The sequence below is a fragment of the Erythrobacter sp. W302b genome, assembly GCF_046452395.1.
Classification (GTDB): domain Bacteria; phylum Pseudomonadota; class Alphaproteobacteria; order Sphingomonadales; family Sphingomonadaceae; genus Erythrobacter.
In genome coordinates, this window is the sequence record NZ_JBKFDH010000001.1 from 2955250 (window position 1) to 2971875 (window position 16626).

Consider the following 16626-nt stretch of genomic DNA (forward strand, 5'->3'; position numbering starts at 1 on the left):
CCCGGTTCTTCCCGTTAACCGCGGCAAAGTGAAGTGCGGCCCTTCGACAAGCTCCGGGCGAACGGCTAGGGATGGCCCCCATGAAAATCGCCACCTTCAACATCAACGGTATCAAGGCGCGCCTTCCGCGTCTGCTCGAATGGCTGGAAGAGACCCGCCCCGCGGTCGCCTGCTTGCAGGAGATCAAGTCGCAGGACGAGGGTTTCCCCGCCGCTGATATCGAGGCGCTGGGTTATGCGGCGATCTGGCACGGACAGAAGAGCTTCAACGGGGTCGCGATGCTGGTCGATACGCACGCGGGCTACACCCTCACCGAAGTGCAGCGCGGTCTCGGCATCCCCGGCCCGAACGAGGGGGATGAGGAGCAGGCGCGCTATCTCGAAGCGGATGTCAGCGGTGTGCGGATCGCCTGCCTCTACCTGCCCAACGGCAACCCGCATCCTGGGCCGAAGTTCACCTACAAGCTGGCGTGGATGGACAAGCTGCGTGCGCGCATGGCGGACATCTGGGCCGAGGAAGTCCCCGCCGTCGTGCTGGGCGATTTCAATGTGATCCCCGAGGATGACGATGTCTGGTCGGTGAAGGCGATGGCGGACGATGCGCTGATGCAGCCCGAATCGCGTGCCGCCTATGCCCGCTTCCTTGCCGATGGCTGGACCGACGCGCTGCGGACCCACAACCCGCGCGGGGGCGTGTGGACCTATTGGGACTATCAGGCGGGCGCGTGGCAGCGCGACCACGGCTTCCGCATCGACCACATCCTGCTGTCGCCCGAATGCGCCGACCGGCTGGAAGCCTGCGGGGTCGACAAGGCGCATCGCGGCCGGGAGAAAGCCAGCGACCATGCGCCGGTCTGGGTGCGGCTGAGGGCCTGACCAAGCTTCAAAGACGCCCTCGCGCGCAGCGCCGCAAGGGCGTCCGCCCGCCCGCCGCCGCTCGCCCGTCAGGGCGAAACGCGGCGAGGATTACCTGTAGAAGATATGCGTGTCGATCTGCGCCAGCCGCGTCTTGGTGCGGCTCCAGCTTGGGCGGACATAGCGGGCGTGGAAGAACACCGCGTTGCCCGCCTCGGATTCCCACAGGCCCTGATGCGCGATTTGCGCGACAGCGACGGCGCGATCCCACGCGGCGGTGCCGGTGCGGATGGCAGGCATCCGGCTTCCGCGCATGAAGGAGAATTGGCCCGGCTGGGCGACAACGCCGCAATAGGACCGCGGGAAGCGGCCGTCTTCGGTGCGGTTGATGATCACCTGCGCCACAGCCAGCTGGCCCGCCAGCGGCTCACCGCGGGCTTCGAAATAGACCGCGCCCGCAAGGCAGCGCAGCTGTTCGTTCATCGGGGCATCGGTATCGACCATGCCGACCAGCTCGGTGAGCGATCCGGCTTCGGTCAGTGTCGGGGATTGCGCTTCGGCGGGGAGGGGTTGCACCACCGGCTCGGAGACGAAGCTGATGACTTCGGGGACCAGCTCGACCTGTTCGGCCACAGCGGGGAGGGGGGGCTGATCCGTAGCGGCTTGCGCCAGGGCAGCGGCATCGCGGCCGCTCGGAAACATCGTGGTTGCGAAAGCCAGCCCGGCAATCGCGACAATCGTGGCAGTCTTACGGCGCATTCAATCTACAAATTCGGCGGTGAGCGCGCACAGGCGCAGGCGGGAACCTTATCCGGATGAAATCGGGATGTGGGGGTTCAAAGAAGCCTGCCGGCCGCTCCCCGTCTGCGTGCTGTAGGTTACGACCGAATTGTCGTCCTGCCAGCCTGCGCGAGGAATTGAGCGAGCCGATAGCCGCCTTGCCGTTTACGTCAACGCGAATCGTTCAACCCTGCGACGAACCGTTCGGGATCCGCGATGTCTACCTCGATAAGCCACATATCATGGTCCTGAACCCGCCGACGGGCCAGATACTCGGAAAATTCCTGAGGATTTTCACGGTTTTCTAACTTTGTGGCAATAAAAAGGCGCGAACCATCCCGTTGCGGCATCCTTTCGTAAAGCGCGGCGGCCTTGCCGCGACACAGCATTACCAAGAGGATCGTCCCCGCATCCCGCTCCCCCTTGGCGAGCACCGTGGCATAGCCGCCCTGCGATTCGGCGAGGCGCAGGATCGCACTGGCTTCGAGATGCGCAGGGAGCCGGTCGCTCACATCACAGCCCGGACAGGCCGTCCGCAGCATAACCCGGCAGGCTGGAGAGCGGGATGCGGCTCTTCATGAAGGTGCCGGTGCCGCGCCCGATTTCGTCACCCTCTTCGTCCACCAAGCGTGCCTCGGCGACGAACACCCGGCGGCGACCGCTGACCCAGCGGCCTTCGGCCGTGACGGTTCCGGCCCGCACCGGCTTGGAAAAGAACAGGTTGAAACTGGTGGTCAGCAGGAAGCGGTCGGTCACCAGCGAATTGCAGGCATAGAAAGCCGCATCGTCGAGCATCTTGAAATAGATCGTCCCATGCGCCGCGCCGGCCGCGTGGTAATCTTCGGGCGTGACGGTGAAGCGCAGCCGCGACTGCCCCTCACCCGTGATGTTCAGGCTGCTGGCGAACTTGGCGTTCACCGGGGCCGAGGCATAAAGCCGCTCCAGCGCCCGGTAGTGCTGCTGGGCCCCACTCGCCGAAGGAAAACCGTCACCGCCCGACATGGAAAACCGGCGCGGATCAGGCCGCGGTGCGCAGGAACTGGTTGGTCAACAGCGCATAGGCGGCATCGGTGTCAGGCGCATCGGCGAGCATCTGGAGCATCGTCTCATCCCGCGTCAGGCGCGAAATCGCCGCCAGCGCGTGGAGATGCGTCGCCCCGGCATTCTCGGGCGAGACGAGGCCGCACACCAGCGACACCGGGCGGGCGTCGGCCGCCGCGAAGTCGATCGGCGTGTCGAGCCGGATCACCGCCAGCGACGGGCGGCGGATATCCTTGGACCGGCAATGCGGAATCGCCACACCGCGCCCGAAGCCAGTGCTGCCCAAGGCTTCACGCGCTTCAAGACTTTCCAGCACCTCGCTCTCATCCAGCCCGTAAGCCGCGCTGAGAAGCTGGGCCATGCGGGCCAGCACCTTGGGCTTGGTATCGAGCCGGGCGAAAGCAATCGCCTGCGGTGAGAGAGCCAGGTTGACGTCCATGCTTGTGCGAATCCCGATTGCAAGCGCGCTTGGGTGGCGAAAATCCGGCCCGGCCATGCTTTTCAAGGCACCTCCGGATCGGGACGAAGCCCCCTGCCTCCGCCGCCTGAGCCTTTGACATGCGGCATTTGCCCTTACGGCAACCGCCTATTCAGGCCCTATTTCGGCTCCACCCATCCGATAGAGCCATCGGCGCGCCGGTAAACCATATTATGCCGTCCGGTGCCAGCGTTTTTGAAAAACAGCGCGCCGGTGTTCCTGAGGTCGAGCATCATCACCGCGTCCGCAACGCTGGCGGTGGGGATGTCGACGCGGGTTTCGGCGATGACCAGCGGGGCATCGGCCACCACTTCCTCTTCCTCGTCTTCCTCGACGGCGAAGATGGTGTAGGCGGCTTCTTCCTCGCCGCGCGCGTGATCGGCCTGTTCATGACGGTCGGTCAGGCGGCGCTTGTAGCGGCGGAGCTGCTTTTCGATCTTGGCCATCGCATCGTCGAAGGCGACATGGGCATCATAGGCCGAGCCCTGTGCCTTCAGAATCAGGCCCTGCATGACGTGGGTGACGATGTCGCAGCTGAAGGCGCCCGCGGGGGCTTTGCCGAAAGTCACATGGCTGGAGAGCGCGCGGTCGAAATACTTGTCGACGACTGCGCCGAGCCGGTCAGTCGCATGTTCCTGCAAGGCTGCGCCGGTGTCCATCTGGTGGCCCGAAATCCGAATATCCATGAAGTATAGTCCTCCCGTCCAGGTTGAGGAGCCCAATGTAAGGCGATGAGTCGCGCCAAGGCTTCACCGCGTCCAGATCGCCTCGGCGATCCCGGCGATGAAGGCGCGGTGACGTTCCAGCTCCTCCGGGCTGGCAACATGAGGGCGAGGTTCGCGCCGGGGCTTGTCGGCGGAAGGCCGGTGCCAGGGCGCGTTGATTGTGGATGCGGCCGCGAGGCCTGCGTCAGAATCGGCCGGCGCGAGTCCCAGTCCGATCTGCCGCCCGCCGGTGAGCTCGACATAGACCTGCGCGAGCAATTCGGCATCGAGCAGCGCGCCGTGCTTGACCCGGTGGCTCCGGTCGATCCCGTAACGGGTGCAGAGCGCATCGAGGCTGAGTTTCGCGCCGGGATGCTTCTTGCGCGCAATCGCGACCGTATCGACCATCCGGTCCAGGCTGATCGGAGCGCGCCCTGCCAATTCCAGCTCGTTGTTGAGGAAGCCGAAGTCGAACCCGGCATTGTGCGCAACGAGGTTAGAATCGCCGAGGAATTCGAGCAATTCGTCGGCGCTGTCAGCAAATTTCGGCTTGGTGGCGAGGAAGGCGGCAGACAGGCCGTGGACCCGCTCAGCCTCGATCGGCATGTCGCGATCAGGGTTGAAATAGGCGTGAAAGGTGCGTCCCGTTTCGACCCGGCCGACCATCTCGATGCAGCCAATTTCCACCATGCGGTCCCCTGTCTTGGGATCGAGTCCGGTGGTTTCCGTGTCGAAGATAATCTCGCGCATTGGGGGGACTATCCTCCCATGTCCGGGCACTTGCAAGAGGTGCTTGGAATCAAATTGCAGCTTTCAGAGCGCGGCAATCAGCGCGGCGACCTGCGCGCGGGTGTCATCGAGGCTCGTGCTGGTGTCGATGACATGATGCGCGCGGTCACGCTTGTGGGTGTCATGGAGTTGCAGGCCGAAGATATGCGCGAATTTCTCCGGCGTCATGCCCGGTCGGGCGAGCACGCGGGCGCGCTGAACCGCCTCAGGCGCGGAGACGACGACGATCATGTCAACCGCTTCGTGCCCGCCCTTTTCGAACAATAGCGGGATGTCGAAGACGACCGCGCGCTTGGCGTGGTGCTGGTCAAGGAAAGCGGCACGCCGGGCGGCAACCGCGGGGTGGACGATGGCCTCCAGCCGCGCGAGCGCGGCCTTGTCGGCGAAGACCCGCGCCCCAAGCCGTTCGCGGTCAACGCCCTCCGGCCCGGTCGATCCGGGGAAGGCAGCTTCGATGGCGGGGACCAGCTCGCCGCCCGGCCCCTGCATCGCGCGCACCTCGGCATCGGCATCGAACACCGGGATCCCCGCCTCGGCGAACATCCCCGCGACGGTCGACTTACCCATGCCGATGCTGCCGGTGAGGCCGATGATCTTCGGGCTCGTCATTGGGTCAGCAGCGCGCGCAATTCGGCGTCATGGTCGCGGGGCGGGGGCGCGCCGAAGAAATGCGCGAAGGCCGTCGCTGCCTGACCGATCAGCATGGACAACCCGTCGATGGTGCGGTGTCCCTTGGCGCGCGCACCTTGCAGGAAGGGCGTGTCGAGCGGGGCGGTGACGATGTCATAGGCGATGCTGCCGGGCGGGGCATGGCTCCAGTCGAAGGGCAGGGGGGGCTGGCCCCGCATCCCCAGCGATGAGGCATTGATGACCAGATCGAGGCACCCTTCACGGTCATCGAATGCAAAATCGGTCGGATCAGCGAAGTGCGAGAGGGGGATGGCGTGATGCTCGCCCTTGGGCGCCAGTTCATCGAGCAGCGCCCGCGCCTTGCCCGGATCGCGCCCCGCGACGACCAGCGTGAAGCCTTTGTCCGCCAGCGCGGTGATGATCGCACGGGCCGCACCCCCGGTGCCGACGATCCGGGCCATGCGATAGTAATGCGTCTTGGCCAGATCAGTCGTGAGCGGCTCCAGAAACCCGCTCGCATCGGTGTTGGTGCCGCTCAGCGTCCCGCCGGACCCGCCCAGCACGGTGTTTACCGCCCCGATTTCACCCGCCGGCGGATCGATCCGGTCGAGCAGCGGCATCACGCTTTGCTTGTGCGGCATCGTGACATTGCACCCGCGCCACAGCGGATCGGCGCGGCGCTCCGCGATGTAATCAGCGAGCTCGTCGGGCCGTACATGGCAGGCGCGGTAATCCGCCGCGATTCCCAGCTTCCCGAGCCAGAGCCCGTGGATGGCCGGGGATTTGGACTGGGCAATGGGATCGCCGATCACCTCGGCATAGGGAATCTCGGCGGGCCGGGTCATGCGATCAACACCCCTTCCTCGCGCAGTGCCGCCAGCAGCGGCAGCAGCGGCATCCCGAGCACGGTGAACTGGTCCCCCTCGATCGCGTCGAACAGCTGCACCCCGGGGCCTTCGATGCGAAAGGCCCCGACGGTGTGGCTGATCGCGGGCCATTCAAGGGCGAGATAATGCGCGATAAATTCCTCCGACAGCTCGCGGACATGCAGGCGCGCGATGCTGGCGTGGCTCCATTCGCAGCCCGCCGCGCGGACCAGAGCCGCCGCGCTGTGCAGCTCCATCACCTTGCCTGAGAAGAAACGCAGATGCTCCGCCGCTTCCTCAGCCGAGCGCGGCTTGTCGAACCGCCGCCCTGCCGCGACCACCAGCGAGTCGGACCCCAGCACCAGCGCCTCGGGATGCAGCGCTGCCACCGCCGCCGCCTTGGCGACCGCCAGTGCTTCAGCCACCTCGGCAGGCGCTGCGCCTTGCAACTCCGCCTCCACCGCGCGCTCGTCAATATCGGCCGGGATGCTCTCGTATGCGACCCGGGCCGCATCGAGCATCGCCCGGCGCGAGGCGGATTTGCTGGCGAGGATGAGACGCTTGCTCATATCGGCTTCCCCACCCCGCCTTCACTCGCCGGCTTGCGCTCGCGCTCCTGCGCCAGCCGAATGATCGCCGCCGCGGTCTCTTCGATCGAGCGGCGAGTGACGTCGATCACGGGCCAGCCATTATCGCCGAACATCCGCCGGGCGTATTGCAGCTCGGCCTTCACGCGATCATTGTCGACATAGGCGGTCTCGGTCGCTTCATTGAGCGATAACAGGCGGTTGCGGCGGATTTGCACCAGCCGTTCGGGCGAAGTCGTCAGCCCCACCACCAGCGGGTGCCTGAGACCGAACAGCGCCTTGGGCGGCGGGCTTTCGACCACCAGCGGGATATTGGCTACCTTGTAACCGCGATTGGCCAGATAGATCGAGGTCGGCGTTTTCGACGAGCGCGAGACACCCACCAGCAGGATGTCGGCCTCCTCCCAATCCTCATGGGCGAGCCCGTCATCATGGGCGATGGTGTACTGGATCGCATCGACGCGCTTGAAATAGCTCTCGTCCATCATGTGCTGGCGGCCCGGGCGGCCATGCGCCTCCTGACCGAGCTGCGCTTCCAGCGCCGCGGTCACCTGATCGAGCACCGGCACGGCGGGCAGGCCCAGGTGGCGGCAATGCTCCTCAAGCCGCTTCCTCGTCTCAGGGTTGACCAGCGTGTAGAGCACCAGCCCCGGATGGGCGGCGAGATCCGCCACGATCCGGTCGAGATGCTGCAACGACCGCACCATCGGCCAGAAATGGCGGTTCACGCTCGGATTGTCGAACTGCGCCAGAGCCGCCTTGGCGATCATTTCCAGCGTCTCGCCGGTCGAATCCGATACAAGGTGGAGGTTCAGTCGGTTCATCGCGAGTGCCTGTGGACAGATGGGCGCATAAACCACGGCGAGGTGCAGTGGACAAGCTGAGGAGGATTTTTCATGCCCACTCCCGGCCTTTTCCTCGGGCTATTTGCGCACACGGGACAAGTTTTGTCGACAGTCTGTGAAGAGTGGGGATAAAGCCAGCTTGACGTCCAATCCATGCGGATTCGGTGGGGGCTTGGGGCTGACAGGAAACGGGGGGAGAGTCCGGCAAGGCCCGGTAATTCCCGCTATCCACAGGGCCATCAGACTCCATCAGTCCTTTTATAATTTGTTTTGATTTGCTCTAAGGAACCCTATGCCCGGTCCGCTTCTCGATACGCTCAAAGGTGTCCGTCAGGATGTCGCTCCCGTCTGGCTGATGCGCCAGGCCGGGCGCTATCTCCCTGAATATCGCGAGCTTCGCGCCGAAAAGGGCGGATTCCTTGAGCTGGTTTACGACAGCGAGGCCGCAGCCGAGATCACCGTCCAGCCGATCCGGCGCTTCGGGTTTGATGGGGCGATCCTGTTCTCGGATATCCTGATCGTGCCGCACGCGATGGGGCAGGGGCTGACCTTTGCCGCTGGCGAAGGCCCGCATTTGTCACCGACGCTGCTCGAGGTGGAGCTGGACTCGTTCACCCCGGCCTTCGAGCGGTTCGAGCCCGTCTACGAGACCGTGCGCCTCACGCGCCAGCAGATCGGCCCCGCGGTGACCATGCTTGGCTTTGCGGGGAGCCCTTGGACGGTCGCGACCTATATGATCGCGGGCGAGGGGTCGAAGGATCACCACACGGCACGATTGCTGGCTTACCGCGATCCTGTGCGGATGCAGGCGATCATCGATGCCATCGTCGATGTCTCGGTCACCTACCTGCGCGGCCAGATCGATGCGGGCGCCGAGGCGGTGCAGCTGTTCGACAGCTGGGCGGGCAGCCTTGCGCCTGATCAGTTCGAGAAGTGGGTGATTGCGCCGAACGCCGCGATCACCGCGAAGCTGAAGGAAAGCCACCCCGATACCCCCGTGATCGGCTTCCCCAAGGGCGCAGGCGCGAAGCTGCCCGCCTATGCCCGCGAGACCGGGGTGGATGCGGTCGGGCTCGACGAGACGCTCGATCCCGTGTGGGCGCATCAGAGCCTGCCCCAAGGCATGCCGGTGCAGGGCAATTTCGATCCGCTGCTTCTGGAAGCGGGTGGCCCGGCATTGGCGGCGCGGGTGAAGACGATCATCGCCGCCTTCGAAGACCGTCCGCATGTCTTCAACCTCGGCCACGGGATCGGGCAATTCACCCCGATTTCCCATGTCGAGGAACTTCTGGCTGCACTGAGAGGCTGATCCGATGCAGGAGCTCATCTCGTCGATCTACCTGTTCCTCAAATCGGGGCATGTGATCTTCATGGTGTTCTGGATGGCGGGGCTGTTCATGCTGCCGCGCCAGTGCATCTATATGCTCGATCACGAACCGGGCTCGGCGGGCGAGGCGAAATGGGCTGACCGGATGGGCAAGCTGCGTGCGATCATCCTCACCCCCAGCCTGATCATCGTCTGGGTGCTGGGGCTGACCATGGCCTATGGCGGTGGCTGGTTCAGCTCTGGCTGGCTCCATGCCAAGCTGACGTTGGTGTTGATCCTGACAGGCTATCACGGCTGGCTGGTGGGCCAGACCAAGAAGATGGCCCGCGGGGAGCGTCCGCTCTCGGAAAAGACCTTGCGCATGATTGGCGAAGTGCCCGGGCTGCTGTTGGTGCTGATTGTGGTGCTGGTCTACATCAAACCGTTCTGATCCCGCGCGCGGCTCGCACAATCGCTGATTGACCTCGGGCCTGCGCGCTCCTATTTCGCGAACACCTATCCGGTATCGGAGCGCCAATCCCGCTCCCACAGGTCTGCTTTCTCCAAGCCCAGCCCCGTCGCAATCGGGGCACCTCTGCCACGCAGAGGCACTGACCATCCGGCCACACTAAGACTTTCGGAACACATTAAAAATGCATCTCAAAGACCTCAAGCGAAAGACCCCGGCCGAACTGGTCGCGATGGCGGAGGAACTCGGCGTCGAAGGCGCCTCGACCATGCGCCGCCAGGATCTGCTGTTCAGCATTCTGCGCGAACTCGCCGAGGATGAGGAATACGAAGAAAAGATCATGGGCATCGGCACCATCGAGGTGTTGCAGGACGGCTTCGGCTTCCTGCGCAGCCCCGAGGCCAACTACCTCGCCGGGCCGGACGACATCTACGTCTCGCCCAACCAAGTCCGCCGCTGGGGCCTGCGCACCGGCGATACGGTCGAAGGCGAAATCCGCGCACCGCGCGAAGGCGAGCGCTATTTCGCGCTGACGACCCTCGCCAAGGTCAATTTCGACGATCCTGATGCGGTGCGTCTGCGCACCAATTTCGATAACCTCACCCCGCTCTACCCGGATCAGAAGCTCAACCTCGATACGCTCGATCCGACCGTGAAGGACAAGAGCGCGCGGGTGATCGACATCATTGCCCCGCAGGGCAAGGGCCAGCGCGCCCTGATCGTCGCGCCGCCGCGCACGGGTAAGACCGTGCTGCTGCAGAACATCGCCAAGGCGATCACCGACAACCATCCCGAGGTGTTCCTGATCGTCCTGCTGGTCGACGAGCGGCCGGAGGAAGTCACCGACATGCAGCGCAGCGTGAAGGGCGAGGTGATCTCCTCGACCTTTGACGAACCCGCCAACCGCCACGTGCAAGTCGCTGAAATGGTGATCGAAAAGGCCAAGCGCCTGGTCGAGCACAAGCATGACGTGGTGATTCTGCTCGACTCGATCACCCGCCTCGGCCGCGCCTACAACACCGTGGTGCCGTCCTCGGGCAAGGTGCTGACCGGCGGTGTGGACGCCAACGCGCTCCAGCGTCCCAAGCGCTTCTTCGGCGCCGCGCGCAATATCGAGGAAGGCGGCAGCCTCTCGATCATCGCCACCGCGCTGATCGACACCGGCAGCCGCATGGACGAAGTCATCTTCGAAGAGTTCAAGGGCACCGGCAACTCGGAAATCGTGCTCGACCGCAAGGTCTCCGACAAGCGCATCTTCCCCGCGCTCGACGTCGGCAAGTCCGGCACCCGCAAGGAAGAGCTGCTGGTCCAGAAGGACAATCTCAGCAAGATGTGGGTGCTGCGCCGCATCCTGATGCAGATGGGCACCGTAGACGCGATGGAGTTCCTGCTCGACAAGATGAAGGACTCCAAGACCAACGAGGACTTCTTCGCCACGATGAATCAATAGGTGAGTTGCCCATCCGGGCCATGGGGTCGGCCCGGAAAAGACGTCAGAAGGACGGGAATTCGTGCTTAGTCAGTATCTCTACATCAGCACCGCGCCGACCCTGCCGCGCGAAGAAGTCGAAGCGATCCTCGCCGCCAGCGCGCGCAACAATCCCGAGCGCGGGATTACCGGGCTGCTGCTGTTCAACGGCCGCAATTTCCTCCAGCTGCTCGAAGGCGAGGAGAGCGCGGTCTCTGGCCTGATGGAGACGATCACCGCCGACCCGCGCCACAGCGGCGTCTCGGTGCTCGATCGCCGCGGGATTGATGCCCGGACCTGTCCTGACTGGGCGATGAAGCGGGTGATGATCGCGGAAAGCATCGAAAGCCGCCGCGACATGCTCGAGCGCGATCTGCCCGAGGGGTTGGACCCCGAAGTGCGCAAGATGATCGTCAACTTCGCGGTGCTGAATTAGCCCTTCGCCGCCGCCAGCTGTGCGGCCATCATCTCCCAGACCTTGTTGATCGCTTTCAGCGGGCGCACCATCACCTTGAAATCGGTGATCTGGCCCGCGTCATTGAAGCGGATGATGTCGACCCCGTTGATGCTGATGCCGTCGAGCTCGGTCACGAATTCGAGCATCATCTCGTCCCCGTCCACCAGCTCGCGGACATAGTGGAAGCTGTCGTTGCCGAGCACGTGGCTGGCAGCGACCAGATAGGCCATCACCACTGCCTTGCCGGCCTGCGGCGTGTGCACCACGGGGGAGTGGAACACCGCATCTTCCGCCAGCAGGGCAGACAGGACGGCAGGATCGCTGCCGCCCATCATGTAGTCGTGCCAGCGGGCAAGGCCTGCGTGGCCGCTCATCCGAGATGCTCGGCGAAGAAGGCGGCTGTGCGGCTGTCGGCGAGGGTTGCGGCGGCCTCATTCCGGCGCTGGCCGGTTTCGGTCGCGAAGCCGTGGTCCAGCCCTTCATAATCGTGCAGCGTCACCTTGGGGTGATCATCCAGCCCCGCGTGCATCGCGGCCTGTGTTTCACGTGGAACAAAGCCGTCTGCCGTGGGGATGTGCAGCATCACCGGATGGGCGATCGCGTGCTTCTCTCCCAGCAAGCCATCAATGCCGACCCCGTAATAGCCGACGCTGGCGTCGATATCGGTGCGCGCGGCGGTCATGAACGCGAGCCGCCCGCCGAGGCAGTATCCAACGCAGCCGACCTTGCTGACCCCCAGCGTGCGTCGGATGTGGTGGATCGTCGCCTCGATATCGCGGATGCCGGCGTCCTGATCAAACTGGCCCATCATGCCGATGGCGCGCTCGAACTCGGCGGGGACATCGGGATCGGTCTCGACCCCCGGCTCCAAGCGCCAGAACAGGTCCGGCGCGACCGCGAGATAGCCTTCGGCCGCCAGCTTGTCGCACTTCTGGCGAATGCCGGGGTTCACCCCGAAAATCTCCTGAATGACGATGATTGCCGCGCGGGGCGTGCCTGCGGGGTGGGCGACATAGGCGCCGAAGCTGGCATCGGCTTCCAGCGTGGGAATGGTTGCGTTCAGGCTCATGGGGTCTCTCTCTCGTGGCTCGGGGATTGGCCTATCGTCTATCTCTTGCCTTGCCGCGCTGCCAAGCGCAAATGAGGGACAAGGAGAGCGGCGCCATGAAGATCACCATCGAAGTCGATTGCACCCCTGAGGAAGCGCGCAGCTTCATGGGCCTGCCGGACGTGTCAGCGGCCAACAATGTCTATGTCGACAACATCACCAAGGCGATGCAGGGCGTCTCCAATCCCGACCAGTTGCAGCAATATGCCTCGGCCCTGGCGCCGATGGGGCAGGTGGGGCTGAAGCTGTTCCAGAGCTTTGTCGAAGGCGGGATGAAGGCGGCTCAAGGCGGATCGGTCGGGACGAAGGGTTCCGACTAACCCCGCGATGAGCGCCACGCCGACGATCTTCGCGCTATCGAGCGGCGCGCCGCCTGCGGGTGTGGGCGTGATCCGTGTGTCCGGGCCGCAAGCGGGTGCGGCCTTGCTGGCCTTGGCAGGCCGGGTGCCTGCGCCGCGCCGCGCCTCGCTCGCTAAGCTGCGGGACGGTACGGGTGCGGTGCTGGATGAGGCGCTGGTGCTGTGGTTCCCCGGCCCGAACACCGCGACCGGTGAGGATCTGGCCGAGTTCCATTGCCATGGCGGCCGCGCGGTGATTGCCGCGGTAGAGGCGGCCTTGGCGGCGCTTCCTGAGACCCGCCGGGCGGAACCGGGGGAATTCACCCGCCGCGCTTTCGCCAATGGCCGGATCGATCTGGCCGAGGCCGAAGGTCTGGGCGATCTGCTCGCGGCCGAGACCGAACTGCAACGCGCCGCCGCTTTGGCAAACCTCGGCGGGGCCTTGTCGCGGCAGGTGGAACGCTGGCGGGAGCGGGTGCTGGTGCTGTCCGCTGAAGTTGAGGGTGTGCTCGATTTCTCGGACGAGGAAGATTCCAGCGATCTGCCGGAATGTTTCACGTGGAACATTGCGGCGCTTGCGGCGGAAATTGCCGAATGGCTCACCCGCCCACGCTCCGAACGCTTGGGAGAGGGGTTCCGCGTGGTGCTCGCGGGGCCGCCCAATGCCGGAAAATCGACCTTATTCAACGCCTTGGTTGAAAGCGAGGCGGCCATCACCTCGCCCATCGCCGGAACCACCCGTGATGTCATCGAACGCTCGGTGGCGATCGGCGGCGTGCCTTTCACCTTCGTCGACACCGCGGGCCTGCGGGCAGGAGAGTCGGACGCCGCGGCGGATCAGATCGAGGCTATCGGCATGGACCGCGCCAAAAGCGAGCTGCTTCGCGCCGATCTGGTGCTGTGGCTTGGGCCTGAGGGGGAGGGGCCGGACGGTGCGTGGGAGATCGCAGCGCAGGCCGACCGCGCGGACTTTGTGCCGAAGGACGCGGCGCGCTTCACGCTTTCGGCGGCGACCGGGGAGGGGTTGCCCCATCTCAAGACGGCTCTGGTGGAGACGGCCCGCGACGCTCTGCCCAAGCCGGGCGAAGCTGCGCTCAACGCCCGCCAGCACGCGCGGCTGAGTGAGGCGGGGGAGGCTCTGGCGGCGGCGAAGCGCCTCACCGATCCGCTCCTCGTCGCGGAAGAATTGCGCCGGGCGCGCCTGGCCTTTGACCGGCTGATCGGACGGGCGACGACCGAGGATATGCTCGACACCTTGTTCGGGCGCTTCTGCATCGGGAAGTGATTCTCCGAGAGGTGGGAAATGTTTCACGTGAAACATTTTGCGCATCACCCGGACAGGGCGCGAACGCCACGACCATGAATCGCCTTTGACTGTCCGCGCCCCGGGCCCTATTTGCGGCCCCATGCATTCCTTCGATGTCCTTGTCATCGGCGGCGGTCATGCCGGGGTTGAGGCTGCCTGCGCGGCGGCCCGGATGGGTGCGCGCACGGCACTGGTGAGCTTCGATCTCGCCGCCATCGGTGCCATGAGCTGCAACCCTGCGATTGGCGGCCTGGGCAAAGGCCATCTGGTGCGCGAGGTCGACGCGCTCGACGGCGTGATCGGGCGCGCGGCGGATGCCGGAGCGATCCATTACCGGATGCTCAACCGCTCCAAGGGCAGCGCCGTGTGGGGTCCGCGTGTGCAGGCGGATCGGGTGCGGTTCAAAGCAGCGGTGCAGGCAATTGTCCGCGCACAGCCGAACCTCACGCTGGTGCAGGGCGAGGCCGCTGCGCTGGTGCTGAAAGGCGGCCGTGTCGCCGGGCTGGAACTTGCCGACGGCACAATGTTTCACGTGAAACATTTGGTCCTGTGCACCGGCACCTTCCTCGGTGGGGTGCTGTTCCGCGGTGAGGAGCGGTTTGAGGGCGGGCGCATCGGCGAGAATGCCGCGCACCGCCTCGCCCAGCAGCTGCGCGGGGCCGAGCTGCCGATGGCGCGGCTCAAGACCGGGACGCCGCCGCGGCTCGATGGCCGGACGATCAACTGGGCGGTGCTGGAGGAGCAGCCTTCGGATGGGGAGGGGTGGACCATGTCCGCGCTCACCCCGGCCCGTATCAACCCCGAAGTGTTCTGCGCCATTACGCGCACCACGCAGGAGGGCCATGATGCGATCCGCGCCAACCTCCACCGCTCGCCGTTGTTTTCCGGTGCGATTGCGGCGGCGGGCCCGCGCTATTGCCCGTCGATCGAGGACAAGATCCACCGTTTCGGCGACCGTGAGGGTCATCAGGTGTTTCTCGAGCCCGAGGGGCTCGACACGCACATGGTCTATCCCAACGGCATCAGCACCTCGCTCCCGACCGATGTGCAGGAGACCGTGGTGCGCACCATGCCGGGGTGCGAGCGGGTGGTGATCGTGCAGCCGGGCTATGCGGTGGAATATGACCACATTGATCCGCGCGCGCTGACTCCCGACCTGCAACTGCGGGCGATCCCCGGGCTCTACTGCGCCGGGCAGATCAACGGCACCACCGGGTACGAGGAAGCCGCCGCACAGGGGCTTGTCGCAGGGCTTGAGGCCGCTGCGGCCGCGCTCGGCAAGCAGGCACCCCGGCTTGATCGCGCCAATTCCTATATCGCGGTGATGGTTGATGACCTCACCTTGCAAGGCGTGTCCGAACCCTATCGGATGCTTACCGCCCGCGCCGAATATCGGCTGCGCCTGCGCGCCAACAACGCCGCGACCCGTCTCACCGGGCTGGGCGTGGCAGCAGGCTGCGTCGGTGAAGAGCGCCGCCAATGGTGGGAGCGGCGCGAAGCGACCCGCGAAATGTTTCACGTGAAACATTCGCAGAGGGTCCATGCCCGCGAGCTTGCCGATCTCGGTCTTGCGGTGCGCCGTGACCAGGGCGAAAGGTCACTGGCCGAATGGCTCCGGTATGACGGCGTCACGCCTGAGGCGTTGGCGCCGTGGTTGGGAGAAGTGACCGCGCTTGATCCCCTGCTGGCCGAGGAAATGGCTGAAGATGCCGCCTATGCGCCCTATCTCGCGCGGCAAGACGCCGAGCTGCGCGACTTGCGCGCGAGCGAGGCGCTGCCGCTCGCCTCTGACTTCCCGTATGGTGAGGTGCCGGGCCTTTCCAACGAGATGGTCGAGCGCCTGACCAAGGCCGCACCGGGGACACTCGCAGCGGCGGGGCGGGTGCCGGGGGTTACTCCCGCGGCGCTCTCGGCGTTGCTGGTGCACGCGCGGCGGAAGGCAGCGGCGTGATTACCACGGAAGATGAGGCCCGCGCCTATGTCGCCGGCCTGACCGATGCTGCGGGGATGACGCGGCTGGAGGCCTTCGCTGCACTGGTTTTGGCGGAAAACCAGCGCCAGAATCTGATCGCCAAACCGACCGAACCGCAGCTGTGGCAACGGCATATTGCCGACTCGGCGCAGCTCATCGAAAATGTTTCACGTGAAACATTGGGACCGAATGCGCAGGGGCCGTGGCTCGATCTCGGCAGCGGGCCGGGCTTCCCCGGCATCGTGATCGCCGCGCTATGTCCCAACATGCCGGTGGTGCTGGTCGAATCCCGCGCGCGGCGTGTGGAGTTTCTTGAAGCGGTCATTGCGGCGCTGAATCTGCCAAAATGTCGGGTCGAAGGGCAGCGGCTGGAACGGGTTACGCCCTTTCCAGCCCGCGCCATTTCGGCACGGGCTTTTGCCCCGTTGTCCAAACTTCTCGAACTATCCGCACCCTTCTCCACAAGGGCCACCGCCTATGTCTTGCCCAAGGGGCGGTCGGCGGCGCAGGAGTTGGAGACGCTCAAGCCTTCGATTCGAGCAATGTTTCACGTGAAACATTCCTTGACCGATCCCGACGCGGGAATCATTGTGAAGGCCTGACACGCGAAACTGTGCGGATTCAGCGT

21 protein-coding genes are annotated in these 16626 nt (G+C 65.1%); 9 read left to right on the forward strand and 12 right to left on the reverse strand.

Annotation, left to right across the window (positions count from 1 at the left end; all coding sequences use genetic code 11):
• Window positions 1–80: 80 nt before the first annotated feature.
• Complete coding sequence (gene xth, locus ACLBKT_RS14045) at window positions 81–875, forward strand: exodeoxyribonuclease III (protein WP_410183525.1); 795 nt, start codon at window positions 81–83, stop codon at window positions 873–875.
• Window positions 876–965: 90 nt separating this feature from the next.
• On the opposite strand, the gene ACLBKT_RS14050 is transcribed toward xth, so the two are convergent.
• From ACLBKT_RS14050 to ACLBKT_RS14095, 10 genes are all read right to left on the reverse strand, one after another.
• Entirely contained in the window at window positions 966–1613 is a 648-nt protein-coding gene (locus ACLBKT_RS14050; protein ID WP_410183526.1) for a cell wall hydrolase, read from the reverse strand.
• A gap of 191 nt (window positions 1614–1804) precedes the next feature.
• Window positions 1805–2146, reverse strand: a complete 342-nt coding sequence (locus ACLBKT_RS14055) for a DUF1491 family protein (RefSeq protein WP_410183527.1) — start codon at window positions 2144–2146, stop codon at window positions 1805–1807.
• 1 nt (window position 2147) lies between these two features.
• Window positions 2148–2636 (reverse strand): PaaI family thioesterase, encoded by a 489-nt coding sequence (locus ACLBKT_RS14060; protein ID WP_410183528.1) that lies wholly within the window; start codon window positions 2634–2636, stop codon window positions 2148–2150.
• A gap of 16 nt (window positions 2637–2652) precedes the next feature.
• Window positions 2653–3114: a PTS sugar transporter subunit IIA gene (locus ACLBKT_RS14065; protein ID WP_410183529.1), complete on the reverse strand. Its 462-nt coding sequence runs from the start codon at window positions 3112–3114 to the stop codon at window positions 2653–2655.
• A gap of 158 nt (window positions 3115–3272) precedes the next feature.
• Window positions 3273–3839, reverse strand: coding sequence for a ribosome hibernation-promoting factor, HPF/YfiA family (hpf, locus tag ACLBKT_RS14070; protein ID WP_410183530.1), 567 nt, complete (start codon window positions 3837–3839; stop codon window positions 3273–3275).
• Window positions 3840–3902: 63 nt separating this feature from the next.
• On the reverse strand, window positions 3903–4607 hold the full coding sequence (dnaQ, locus tag ACLBKT_RS14075) for a DNA polymerase III subunit epsilon (RefSeq protein ID WP_410183531.1): 705 nt from the start codon (window positions 4605–4607) through the stop codon (window positions 3903–3905).
• A 63-nt stretch (window positions 4608–4670) separates the two neighbouring features.
• Window positions 4671–5255, reverse strand: a complete 585-nt coding sequence (gene coaE / locus ACLBKT_RS14080) for a dephospho-CoA kinase (protein ID WP_410183532.1) — start codon at window positions 5253–5255, stop codon at window positions 4671–4673.
• Entirely contained in the window at window positions 5252–6121 is an 870-nt protein-coding gene (gene aroE / locus ACLBKT_RS14085) for a shikimate dehydrogenase (RefSeq protein WP_410183533.1), read from the reverse strand. Before aroE ends, coaE begins: the two co-directional genes overlap by 4 nt.
• Window positions 6118–6711, reverse strand: a complete 594-nt coding sequence (locus ACLBKT_RS14090) for a Maf family nucleotide pyrophosphatase (protein WP_410183534.1) — start codon at window positions 6709–6711, stop codon at window positions 6118–6120. Before ACLBKT_RS14090 ends, aroE begins: the two co-directional genes overlap by 4 nt.
• Complete coding sequence (locus tag ACLBKT_RS14095; protein WP_410183535.1) at window positions 6708–7553, reverse strand: pyruvate, water dikinase regulatory protein; 846 nt, start codon at window positions 7551–7553, stop codon at window positions 6708–6710. The genes ACLBKT_RS14090 and ACLBKT_RS14095 overlap by 4 nt, the downstream gene beginning before the upstream one ends.
• A 313-nt stretch (window positions 7554–7866) precedes the next feature.
• Here ACLBKT_RS14095 and hemE point away from each other — a divergent pair, with 313 nt between their 5' ends.
• The 4 genes from hemE (at window position 7867) to ACLBKT_RS14115 (ending at window position 11253) form a co-directional block, all read left to right on the forward strand.
• A complete protein-coding gene (gene hemE / locus ACLBKT_RS14100; protein ID WP_410183536.1) occupies window positions 7867–8883 on the forward strand; it encodes a uroporphyrinogen decarboxylase in 1017 nt (338 codons plus the stop codon).
• Between the two features lie 4 nt (window positions 8884–8887).
• Window positions 8888–9331 carry a CopD family protein gene (locus ACLBKT_RS14105; RefSeq protein ID WP_410183537.1) on the forward strand — a complete coding sequence of 148 codons (444 nt, stop codon included), beginning with the start codon at window positions 8888–8890 and terminating at the stop codon, window positions 9329–9331.
• 202 nt (window positions 9332–9533) lie between these two features.
• Window positions 9534–10799 carry a transcription termination factor Rho gene (rho, locus tag ACLBKT_RS14110; RefSeq protein WP_160759802.1) on the forward strand — a complete coding sequence of 422 codons (1266 nt, stop codon included), beginning with the start codon at window positions 9534–9536 and terminating at the stop codon, window positions 10797–10799.
• Window positions 10800–10860: 61 nt separating this feature from the next.
• On the forward strand, window positions 10861–11253 hold the full coding sequence (locus ACLBKT_RS14115) for a BLUF domain-containing protein (protein WP_410183538.1): 393 nt from the start codon (window positions 10861–10863) through the stop codon (window positions 11251–11253).
• On the opposite strand, the gene ACLBKT_RS14120 is transcribed toward ACLBKT_RS14115, so the two are convergent.
• Window positions 11250–11648 carry a nuclear transport factor 2 family protein gene (locus ACLBKT_RS14120; RefSeq protein ID WP_410183539.1) on the reverse strand — a complete coding sequence of 133 codons (399 nt, stop codon included), beginning with the start codon at window positions 11646–11648 and terminating at the stop codon, window positions 11250–11252. The genes ACLBKT_RS14115 and ACLBKT_RS14120 overlap by 4 nt on opposite strands.
• A complete protein-coding gene (locus ACLBKT_RS14125; protein WP_410183540.1) occupies window positions 11645–12343 on the reverse strand; it encodes a dienelactone hydrolase family protein in 699 nt (232 codons plus the stop codon). The genes ACLBKT_RS14120 and ACLBKT_RS14125 overlap by 4 nt, the downstream gene beginning before the upstream one ends.
• A gap of 95 nt (window positions 12344–12438) precedes the next feature.
• On the opposite strand from ACLBKT_RS14125, the gene ACLBKT_RS14130 reads away from it, so the two are divergent.
• From ACLBKT_RS14130 to rsmG, 4 genes are all read left to right on the forward strand, one after another.
• The gene (locus ACLBKT_RS14130; RefSeq protein ID WP_410183541.1) at window positions 12439–12702 is read left to right on the forward strand and encodes a DUF6489 family protein; all 264 of its coding nucleotides are present in this window, start codon (window positions 12439–12441) and stop codon (window positions 12700–12702) included.
• Between the two features lie 7 nt (window positions 12703–12709).
• Entirely contained in the window at window positions 12710–14005 is a 1296-nt protein-coding gene (mnmE, locus tag ACLBKT_RS14135) for a tRNA uridine-5-carboxymethylaminomethyl(34) synthesis GTPase MnmE (protein WP_410183542.1), read from the forward strand.
• A gap of 121 nt (window positions 14006–14126) precedes the next feature.
• The gene (mnmG, locus tag ACLBKT_RS14140) at window positions 14127–15977 is read left to right on the forward strand and encodes a tRNA uridine-5-carboxymethylaminomethyl(34) synthesis enzyme MnmG (RefSeq protein WP_410183543.1); all 1851 of its coding nucleotides are present in this window, start codon (window positions 14127–14129) and stop codon (window positions 15975–15977) included.
• Window positions 15974–16600 (forward strand): 16S rRNA (guanine(527)-N(7))-methyltransferase RsmG, encoded by a 627-nt coding sequence (gene rsmG / locus ACLBKT_RS14145; protein WP_410183544.1) that lies wholly within the window; start codon window positions 15974–15976, stop codon window positions 16598–16600. The genes mnmG and rsmG overlap by 4 nt, the downstream gene beginning before the upstream one ends.
• Window positions 16601–16626: the final 26 nt, after the last annotated feature.

Coding starts and splice junctions, on each gene's coding strand:
- xth (WP_410183525.1), top strand. CDS start 81: ATGAAAATCGCCACCTTCAACATCAACGGTATCAAGGCGCGCCTTCCG.
- ACLBKT_RS14050 (WP_410183526.1), bottom strand. CDS start 1,613: ATGCGCCGTAAGACTGCCACGATTGTCGCGATTGCCGGGCTGGCTTTC.
- ACLBKT_RS14060 (WP_410183528.1), bottom strand. CDS start 2,636: ATGTCGGGCGGTGACGGTTTTCCTTCGGCGAGTGGGGCCCAGCAGCAC.
- ACLBKT_RS14065 (WP_410183529.1), bottom strand. CDS start 3,114: ATGGACGTCAACCTGGCTCTCTCACCGCAGGCGATTGCTTTCGCCCGG.
- hpf (WP_410183530.1), bottom strand. CDS start 3,839: ATGGATATTCGGATTTCGGGCCACCAGATGGACACCGGCGCAGCCTTG.
- dnaQ (WP_410183531.1), bottom strand. CDS start 4,607: ATGCGCGAGATTATCTTCGACACGGAAACCACCGGACTCGATCCCAAG.
- coaE (WP_410183532.1), bottom strand. CDS start 5,255: ATGACGAGCCCGAAGATCATCGGCCTCACCGGCAGCATCGGCATGGGT.
- aroE (WP_410183533.1), bottom strand. CDS start 6,121: ATGACCCGGCCCGCCGAGATTCCCTATGCCGAGGTGATCGGCGATCCC.
- ACLBKT_RS14090 (WP_410183534.1), bottom strand. CDS start 6,711: ATGAGCAAGCGTCTCATCCTCGCCAGCAAATCCGCCTCGCGCCGGGCG.
- ACLBKT_RS14095 (WP_410183535.1), bottom strand. CDS start 7,553: ATGAACCGACTGAACCTCCACCTTGTATCGGATTCGACCGGCGAGACG.
- hemE (WP_410183536.1), top strand. CDS start 7,867: ATGCCCGGTCCGCTTCTCGATACGCTCAAAGGTGTCCGTCAGGATGTC.
- ACLBKT_RS14105 (WP_410183537.1), top strand. CDS start 8,888: ATGCAGGAGCTCATCTCGTCGATCTACCTGTTCCTCAAATCGGGGCAT.
- rho (WP_160759802.1), top strand. CDS start 9,534: ATGCATCTCAAAGACCTCAAGCGAAAGACCCCGGCCGAACTGGTCGCG.
- ACLBKT_RS14120 (WP_410183539.1), bottom strand. CDS start 11,648: ATGAGCGGCCACGCAGGCCTTGCCCGCTGGCACGACTACATGATGGGC.
- ACLBKT_RS14125 (WP_410183540.1), bottom strand. CDS start 12,343: ATGAGCCTGAACGCAACCATTCCCACGCTGGAAGCCGATGCCAGCTTC.
- ACLBKT_RS14130 (WP_410183541.1), top strand. CDS start 12,439: ATGAAGATCACCATCGAAGTCGATTGCACCCCTGAGGAAGCGCGCAGC.
- mnmE (WP_410183542.1), top strand. CDS start 12,710: ATGAGCGCCACGCCGACGATCTTCGCGCTATCGAGCGGCGCGCCGCCT.
- mnmG (WP_410183543.1), top strand. CDS start 14,127: ATGCATTCCTTCGATGTCCTTGTCATCGGCGGCGGTCATGCCGGGGTT.